The organism is Ornithinimicrobium kibberense (genome assembly GCF_006519705.1).
GTDB lineage: Bacteria > Actinomycetota > Actinomycetes > Actinomycetales > Dermatophilaceae > Ornithinicoccus > Ornithinicoccus kibberensis.
The window spans coordinates 1-1,968 of the sequence record NZ_VFXM01000032.1; the positions used below are offsets into that span (position 1 = coordinate 1).

Below are 1,968 nucleotides of genomic sequence, written 5' to 3' on the forward strand. Positions count from 1 at the left end.
GCCAGAAACACCGTTTGGCGGACAGTCCCTGCGCCGCCAAAAGCGTGCCTTTGCCGCCCCTGGTGATGCTGGCGGTGGGCTCCGGGTCCTCGCCTCGAACGCCTGGAGGATGGGCGTGGCAACCTTGGCGGTGCGTCGGTCGTGGGAGGGGTATGGCGAGCACAGATGAGGGGGGACCGTGAAGAGCGAAGCTGACGAGCGGTTCGCGGCCTTCGTGGACCGCGAGAGCGGGGAGCTGCTCCGTGTCGGCTGGTACCTCACTTCGGACCCTGACGAAGCTCGTGACCTGGTACAAGAGGCCTTGACCCGCGTGTACGGGCATTGGGGGAACCTGCGGCCGGGTGAAGAGCTCGGTTATGTCCGTCGCACGATGGTCAACCTGCAGCGTGACGTGGCCCGCCGGCGCGGGCGCGCTGCCCTTCTTCCCTGGCACCGGACCTCGGGGATCGGAGCTGGTCGGGACGTTCCCGACCACGCCACACACGTTGCTGAACGGGGAGCGATGGCTGCGGCGTTGCAGCAGTTGCCTCCCCGCCAACGGGCCGTGATCGTGCTGCGGCATGCCTGCGACCTGTCGGAGCGGCAGGTCGCCGAGGAGCTCGGGATCTCGGTAGGAGCGGTCAAGAGCGCCGGGTCGCGTGGCCTGGCCAAGCTACGGGCGCGGCTCGCAACCCAGGAGCAGAGCGTCGAGGACCACGAGGACGAGGATGCGGAGGTGGCCCGATGAGGACCGACGAAGAGACCTGGCTGCGCGAGCAGCTGCAGCTGGACGCACCGCCACCGATGAGACCCCTTGACGGGCGGATGGTGTTGCACCAGGGACGCAGCCGGCGTCGTCGTCAGCGGATCGCCACGACGACCCCGCTGGCCGCGGCAGGCGCGCTGGTCCTGGGAACCTCGCTGTGGGCCGCGCAGCTTCTGCCCGACTCGGTGCAGGAAGCCCTGCCTGCCGCGCCCAGCTCAACGGCACCATGCCTTGACATCGCTCCCGGCGAGGGCTCCTTGGCGGACGGCAGTGCTGGAACCCAGGTGACCTCCGAGGTTGGGCACCTGGCGGTCCTGGACTGGGTCGCGCAAGACGGCACCAAGGTCTTGGTCATCCGCACCGCCGACGGTTGTCTGGTACCTGACGAGCAAGGGGAAGGCCAGTCCAGCGGGGTTGGGCTGAGCGTGCTGACCCAGGCACCCGGCGGGCCGCTCCTGCTGCACGGATCCAGAGACCCGGGCGAGGATGTGGCCCGCTGGGGCGCCTCCATACTTCAGGTGCCCGGCCAGGACGTCGTGGTGGGCATCGTCCCACCAGCAGCTCAACGGGTCGCCCTTTCCGGGGGCGAGCCGGGCCAGCAGCTCACGCCAGTCCTCGATGACCAGGACCAGGTCGTTGCCCAGGTAGCCCGCCTCCCGTACGAGCACGCCCCGGCGGCGGTGCTCTGGCAGATCGACGACACATGGTCGTTGAGCTGGACCGCAGCCGACGTGGTCGCCCAACCGCTGCCAAACGAGTGGAGCTCCCCACCCCTGCCCAGCACGGTGACCGACCCGCCAGAATGGGCGGCCTGGCCCCAGCTCGCCAGGACCGAAGAGGACGGCCGCTGGTGGATATGGGTCGGCGACGGCAATGTTCTCGGACCGATAGAGGCACCGGAGGGAGCGTGGGCGATCCACCTCACCGACGACAAACTCGGAGATGCCTTCCTGGGTTGGGTCCCCTCAGGGACCAAGCAACTCCTCATCGACGGTGACCCCTGGGAGGTGCTGGCCATGGAACAAACGATCGGCGAGCCGCTCGCTGGCCTGACGCCCTTCGCTCGCGACGTCTACCAGCCGGCTCAGCAGGTAGTCGCATTCGACCAGAACGGAGAACAGACAACGATCCAGATCATCGAAGCGCCCCTCCCCAACTGAACCCGCGCTACCTGTCGGAGGCTGCCGGTCAACATCCGGATCTAATGGGTTGTACCGATCCTC

2 protein-coding genes are annotated in these 1,968 nt (G+C 68.2%); both read left to right on the forward strand.

What is annotated here, in order from left to right; all coding sequences use genetic code 11:
- Positions 1-178 precede the first annotated feature (178 nt).
- Positions 179-727, forward strand: coding sequence for a SigE family RNA polymerase sigma factor (locus tag FJR00_RS15490; RefSeq protein WP_141339622.1), 549 nt, complete (start codon positions 179-181; stop codon positions 725-727).
- Positions 724-1,905 (forward strand): hypothetical protein, encoded by a 1,182-nt coding sequence (locus tag FJR00_RS15495; RefSeq protein ID WP_141339624.1) that lies wholly within the window; start codon positions 724-726, stop codon positions 1,903-1,905. Before FJR00_RS15490 ends, FJR00_RS15495 begins: the two co-directional genes overlap by 4 nt.
- Positions 1,906-1,968 lie beyond the last annotated feature (63 nt).